Origin of the sequence: Neobacillus sp., assembly GCF_031988165.1 — a bacterium.
Classification (GTDB): Bacteria; Bacillota; Bacilli; order Bacillales; family Cytobacillaceae; genus Neobacillus; species Neobacillus rhizosphaerae.
Genome location: NZ_DALZYO010000070.1, coordinates 1 through 6,635, shown reverse-complemented (window position 1 = coordinate 6,635; position 6,635 = coordinate 1). Strand labels below are relative to the sequence as shown.

General features: G+C 37.3%; 7 protein-coding genes. All 7 read left to right on the top strand.

Annotated elements, in window-relative coordinates; genetic code table 11:
• The coding region (locus RTR43_RS24705; RefSeq protein ID WP_396954626.1) for a hypothetical protein at window positions 1–944 on the top strand (944 nt) is incomplete at its 5' end.
• On the top strand, window positions 941–1,264 hold the full coding sequence (locus RTR43_RS24700) for a DUF5592 family protein (RefSeq protein ID WP_073982221.1): 324 nt from the start codon (window positions 941–943) through the stop codon (window positions 1,262–1,264). The genes RTR43_RS24705 and RTR43_RS24700, both read left to right, overlap by 4 nt.
• Window positions 1,254–1,832, top strand: coding sequence for a hypothetical protein (locus tag RTR43_RS24695; RefSeq protein ID WP_073982222.1), 579 nt, complete (start codon window positions 1,254–1,256; stop codon window positions 1,830–1,832). Before RTR43_RS24700 ends, RTR43_RS24695 begins: the two co-directional genes overlap by 11 nt.
• A 13-nt stretch (window positions 1,833–1,845) precedes the next feature.
• Window positions 1,846–3,741 carry a VirB4 family type IV secretion system protein gene (locus tag RTR43_RS24690; RefSeq protein ID WP_082188815.1) on the top strand — a complete coding sequence of 632 codons (1,896 nt, stop codon included), beginning with the start codon at window positions 1,846–1,848 and terminating at the stop codon, window positions 3,739–3,741.
• Window positions 3,741–4,358, top strand: coding sequence for a hypothetical protein (locus RTR43_RS24685; protein ID WP_073982224.1), 618 nt, complete (start codon window positions 3,741–3,743; stop codon window positions 4,356–4,358). The genes RTR43_RS24690 and RTR43_RS24685 overlap by 1 nt, the downstream gene beginning before the upstream one ends.
• Window positions 4,351–5,457 carry a bifunctional lytic transglycosylase/C40 family peptidase gene (locus RTR43_RS24680; protein WP_105322171.1) on the top strand — a complete coding sequence of 369 codons (1,107 nt, stop codon included), beginning with the start codon at window positions 4,351–4,353 and terminating at the stop codon, window positions 5,455–5,457. The genes RTR43_RS24685 and RTR43_RS24680 overlap by 8 nt, the downstream gene beginning before the upstream one ends.
• Before the next feature lie 19 nt (window positions 5,458–5,476).
• Entirely contained in the window at window positions 5,477–6,286 is an 810-nt protein-coding gene (locus tag RTR43_RS24675; RefSeq protein WP_073982225.1) for a hypothetical protein, read from the top strand.
• Window positions 6,287–6,635: the final 349 nt, after the last annotated feature.

Below are 6,635 nucleotides of genomic sequence, written 5' to 3'. Positions count from 1 at the left end.
GCAAAAATGAGAATGGGCCAGACAATATCTTGTCACAAGATGGAGATACACCATTGCAAGCATCAAAAGATCAGTCTAACTCTAATGAAACAAGTGAGCGTTTAGGTACTCAAGACGGAAATACTCCATTATCCAATATGACAGAAGGGACACGACAGGGTGGATCTGCTGTTGATAAAGATGGAAATACTCCGCTGTCTAACATGCCAGGTGATAACCCAATGCCAGGACAAGTCGGCGGAAACACGCCAGGCGGCTCTGAAACGCCATTAACGTCTCATGAACCGACACAAAGCCCAATGCCAGGACAAGTCGGCGGAAACACGCCAGGCAGCTTTAATACAACGCAATCGTTCCAAGGACCAATCAATAGTGGTACCCATGCAAGCAATAGCACTACTGATAATGGATGGGGTTCACTATTTGCAACAATGCCGCAGGGCACCGGTTCACCAACATCCGGAAACCTTATGCCAAGCAGTCCGATTTCACCAGCATCATCAACATCTATCACGTCAAGCAATAATGCGTCGTCAGTCAATTCTATTTCGAATGGTTCAAATGCAAATTATGCCGTGCCTGCGTCAACAAATAGCATTCTGCCGACACACCGTGCTGCCATAGGTAATGTTTTACCCGCCTATAGAGCACCAGTGGAGGATAAGGGAAATGGCCGTTTAAACTACTCACCTAAAGTAATGAGTACAGTAAGCAGTAAGCCAATTGGAATGCCTAAACATGTTCAAGCAACTGCAGATGCATTTAAAAATCAGATGACAAAAAGGCCAACTACTACTCTGACAGCAAAAGATGTAATGGTTAATAAATATGCTGATTTGGCACAACGGATATATGATTCAAAATCGGTTAGAAATTCAAGAACAGCATATGATATCGCGAAAAACAGCGTGACTGCTGGCTTAAAAGGGGGAAGTGAAAAATGAGACAAACCCTATCCGTACCGGAAAATATTCAAGCGAAAATACAATGGAATAAGCTAACGGTTGTAGATGGATTTATAATCATTGGAAGTTTGGCAGTCGGATATTTTATGAAAGGTTTAGTTTATCCGTTTCTTCAGCTTCCTTTCGTATTGTTTGTCGTTCTTGCCACTACATTTTATCTTTGGCCATGTCCTGACTCACCTAATAAGAAGATTTATGAAATGACACTCATGGTTTTTAGAAAAGATAGTCGGACATATAAAGCGCAAGAGCCTGTTAATTATTCAACGAGGCAGCAGGAGGATCAAAATGGGATTTGATGCATTGTCAGTGAAAAAGGAAAAACAGTCGGGTAGCACCCGGAAATTAAAAAAAATCCAAAAAAGTATTGATCGAATCAATCGAGTATATCCGGTATGCGGGTATAGCGATGAGGGATATGTGAAAACAAAGGTCGGTCTAAAGGAAGGCTGCTTTGAAGTATTTGATGTTAAACACTTTGATACCAATATCCTAGATGAAAAAGAGTTTAATTCTTTGACAGAATCCTATTGGAAGATGCAGCAGATTTATTCAGATACCCTGAAAGAAGTGCATATGAATTTGCCTGAAGATAATCAGGTACAGCAAGAATTTCTGAAATACAAAATTAAAAGAACAAATGATTATGCGCGATTGAAGGTTTTAAAAGCTGAATTTGAAAAACTGAAATTCATAGAAAAGACATACAAAAGTCGTCGAACGTATCTATTTATTTTTGGAGGAACAGCAGAAGAGCTTTCTAAAAGGATTGAGGAATTAACGCCTTTTATCAATTACTTAGAGCCGAAGCCAGTTTCTATAGAGAAAAAAATCAGAATCCTACATGGAATGAACAACTTTATTTAGGCGGTGAATTATTTTGGAACAAATTGAGAAAGACTTGAATTTCGTTTATGCCACCCAACCAATGGGTGGCATTTCTTTTAAAGATGAATTTTTTAATCGTACAGGTGATGGATATGTTGCTTGTCTCCATGTCTATCGTTATCCTGAAAATTTCAGACCATATTGGTTAAACAAATTAACCAGTATTCATAATACGATTGTTACAATAGATACTTATACACAAAAAGATATAGATTATGCAAGTAAAGTTAAGACATCGACTAATGAAATGAGATCAAGAATACGTAATGCAGCTAACGATACAGAAGCAGACTTAGCACATGAAGAACTGCAAACATTGAGAGAGCTCGGAATGGCCATTGCTAAAGGTGGAGAGGTCATAAAACAGATTCATGTCCGGATCTTTATGCACGGGGCCACGCAAGCAGAATTAGAAAAGCGTATTTCGGAAGTCCAAAAGAAAATTGATAGTGATGGTTTTAAAAGTAAAGTATTTCTTGATGAAAATAAGGAAGAATGGCAATCTCTATTTCTTGACTATGAAACTCAGTTAACCTTGCCAAACAAAAGAATAGGAAATGATATGCCGGCTGAAGCTATTGGTTTAGGTTTTTCTTATGACCAAACCAGTTTATCTGATCCAACAGGTGTTTATTATGGCTATACATCGACTAGAGGAACAGTTTATTGGGACTTGTTTCATAAGACATCCAAAAGGCTCTATTATAATATGTTCGTGTCAGGCGACATGGGATCAGGTAAATCAACACTTCTAAAAAAGATTTTAAGAGATAACGCTTCAAAAGGTAACTTTATCCGGGGTTTTGATAAATCAGGAGAATTTCAATCTGTAACAGCTGATATGGGTGGTATTACTATTGATTTGGATGGAAGTAATGGACGAATAAATCTAATGCAGATATTCCCCTCTGTTACCAAAAAAGTAGAAGATAAGGTTGTAATAGATGAAAGTGCTTCTTTTAGGCAGCATGTTTCAAAATTAAACTCGTGTTACCGAATTTTAACGCCTAAAGCTGATGATAATGTTTTAGTTCAATTTGATGAATTAGTATATGGGTTTTACGAGAAATTCGAATTTTGGGGCGAAAATGCACGCTCAAATATTACTCAGCTGGCGCCTGAAGAATACCCCTTATTGTCTGATTTTCAAGCTTACTGTGAAGAGAGATATCAAAAAGAAAAAGATCCTAATTTTAAGGCCAGAATTGGTGACATAGGAATGACAATAAAAAACCTTGTCACTCAGTTTGGAGAAATATTCGACGGTATAACTACTATTCCCGATATGGTGAACGAACAGATCGTATTTTACGACATTGGGAACCTTTCACAGCTGAACGATCAAGTAAAGGATGTTCAGATATTTAATGCGCTCAGTCAAATTTGGGGCGCGATGATGAATATTGGAAGAAAACAAAAAGAAGCTTATGATAAAGGCAATATACACTGGTACGATATTACGAGGTTTCTTATTATGCTTGATGAATGTCACAATTTGTTGGAATTGAAAAAAGCACATACCGCGAACTTTTTCGTTACCGCTATGTCTGAAGCCCGGAAGTTCTTTGGAGGAATCTTATTGGCTACACAGCGTATTGAACGTATGTTTCCTAATACTAATACTTCTGATCCTGATATGGCCTTGGCAGCAAATAAGCTTCGCGAAATATTTGGACTAACTCAATATAAAGCACTGTTTAAACAGGATCAGACATCAATGAGATTAATTAAAGATTTATTTGAAGACCAGATGACAGACAACGAGTATGCCCTGCTTCCTAAATTTGAAACTGGTGACTGTATTCTTTCCATAGCCGGCGATCAAAATTTAGTTATGCATGTAGAGGCTACCCATAAGGAACTCGAATTGTTTGAAGGTGGGGCTTAATGGTGAAAAAGATTGAGACAAATGCAGATAAGAAAATTGTAAGGCAAAAAAAGCTGCTTATTGTCATATGTATTGTGTTTATTGGTGCAATGATGCTCTATTGTATAGGCGGGAGTAATAAAGGAAAGGTGACTAAGAACGAACGAAAAGAAAGCTTGATCAAAGAAAATCGTTCAGAGCAATCAACCTCCGACAACTCTATTGTGAAAGAAGAAAAAGCAGATGATAAAGACAAACAAGAAATGCAACAAACGCTGAAATCCTTTATAAAATCATACTACTCGTACGATTATAAAGATAAAGATAAGCATTTAAAGGAGTCAAAAAAATATTTGACACCGGAGTTTTATAAGGAATTAAGTCTTGCTGAAGAAAGTGACACAAAAGTACAGCCGTTTGCTTACCGACAGGTACAGGATATTTCTTTTTCTGGCTTCACGGTAGTTAACGGAACGCCTCATTGGATTCTAAGTGTTAATGCTGAATTAATGGATGAAAAGAAGAAGATTACCGGCACTGTTGAAGTTGAATTTGAACTGGATTTAAAGAAGAGAAAAGATAATTGGACCGTATCATATTTTGCCGTTACAGGTAAAGGATTGAAAGAGAATGAATAACGGGACAGCTGCGGCCGGAGAAGCAGTGAAATACTTAATTAAGAAACAATTACAGAAGCGCGCGCTTCTGTTTTTTTTCTGCTCTTGGGCTGGTTTAATTTTGGTTGTAGTATGTGTGGTTATTGTTTGTGCCATAGGGATAATATCTGGCTTATCAGGTTCAGATTCAGGCGGAGGCGGCGGAGAATCCGCGATAAACATTGCGCCTGAAGTTGAACAATACAGGGCGGCTGTAGAAAAAGAATGTAAAGCCAACGACATTCCGGATTTAGTTGATCTAATACTAGCATTGATTATGCAAGAATCTGGCGGAAAGTCATTAGACGTGATGCAGGCAAGTGAATCGAAAGGTCTGCCGCCGAACTCGATAACAGATCCTAATGAATCAATAAAAGTAGGTGTCGCAAACTTTGCTTCAGTTTATAAATCAGCCAAAGCAGCTAAAAAAAATGTTAAAGAAACAGCGCTGCAAGGCTATAACTTTGGGAGTGGGTATATCAATTGGGCGATAAAAAAAAGCGGAGGCTGGACAAAGGAAAACGCGGCTGATTTTGCACGGATTCATAGTAACGGACAGCAGCGTCCAAACGGGACTTGGATGTATGGAGATCAACTTTATGTAGAGCATGTTATGAGATATCTAAAGCCGAATAATGGTGAAAACGGTGGTGAAGTTGAGGTAATAAAGGGAGGAAACAAAGTAATTGAGAAAGCGATAAAAGAAGGATCAGCTTATATAGGAAGATCCACTTATGTTATGGGTGGGGGAAGAAATCAAAGTGACATTTTAAAAGGAATCTTTGACTGTAGTAGCTTTGTACACTATGCATTTAACAAGGCAGGTTTATCCCTTGGGAATTTAGCCTCCACAACAACAGACACGCTTGTTGTGCGCGGAAAAAAAGTCAAATATTCAAATATAAAAAGAGGCGATTTAGTATTCTTTGATACCTACAAAGTAAATGGCCATGTTGGGATTTATCTTGGAAATGGTGAATTTTTAAATTGTCAAAATAGCTACGGTGTTAGTGTGGCAAAGATGAACAATAGTTATTGGAAAAGTCATTTTAATGGTGTCGTTGTTCGTATTACAGAGTAAAGGAGGGGAACACAGAAAAATGAAAATTAAATTTAAAACTGTAGGTGCAAAATATAAAGTTTCTACAGGTGTAATTGCAATGATCCTGCTGTTTTTCTTATCCAGCAGGATCATTTTTGATTCGCCGTTTGAAGAAGAAAATACAAAACTAAACACCCCTGTGAGTATAAATAACATGACTGTGGAAATGACAGATCGAACTTATTTTTCAGACAATCATATGCTTGAAATTGATTTTATGATTACAGATTCTCTGCAAGATATTCCTCCGAAATTAGATGCTGTTGTTAAGGAAAAATCTAATAAGAGAAAGAAATATCGTCCTGAAATCATCAAGATTCGTGATGATTTTTATGTGTTGTTTGTAAGAGATATTCCGGAAGATTGGACAGCAGTTTCAGTTCAATTGACTGATGAAAATGATGAAGATTCAAACTCAATTGGGTCCAGCAAAAAATTATATTCTTCAGCTGCTGACACGAAAACTTTGGATGTTTTTGTGAAAAGAAATAAAGATTATTATGAGGCAAAATATATAGATTTAAAGATCAAAAATAATAAGAAATTGATTAGAGAAGAAGAGAAAAAACAGAAAGGGTATGGTGTTGAAATCACTCAATTAAACTCACGGATCACGTCTTTAAAAGAAGATAAGGAGTACCAGATTGGTAAAGAAAAAGAGGAAACAGAATCACAAATTTCATCCAATGAAAGCAAAATTTCTTCAAAAGAAGAGGCCATAAAAACAAGCAAAGAAACGCTGAATGAACTTGAAAAACGAAATGAGTTATTGAAGAAAAGAAAGAGCGATCTCGTCATCGGGGATTAGATTTCAAGGTGAAATACAGTTGATTGTCGTGAGCATAAATTGAAAATTTATGTGCTTTTTGATTTAAATCACCTAATTTATGGTTACACATAAACATTTTGTTTATGTGCATTGGGCAATAAATCTGGTACCACGACAAAACAAACCGCACTGCGGTTTCACCATGGGAATGGTGCCAGTTTCCCCTTATGCTCTTTCCTTTTCCACCCCCTCCTTCCTTCGGAATCGGGGGCCGGTTTTTTGCTGCCGCAAAAAACCTTGGAAAAAGAAACACTTTTTTTGAACAGATCATTGCAACATAAAGTGCCAAAACTGATTAAAAGGAGCGTTCACATATCCCCGATATCAA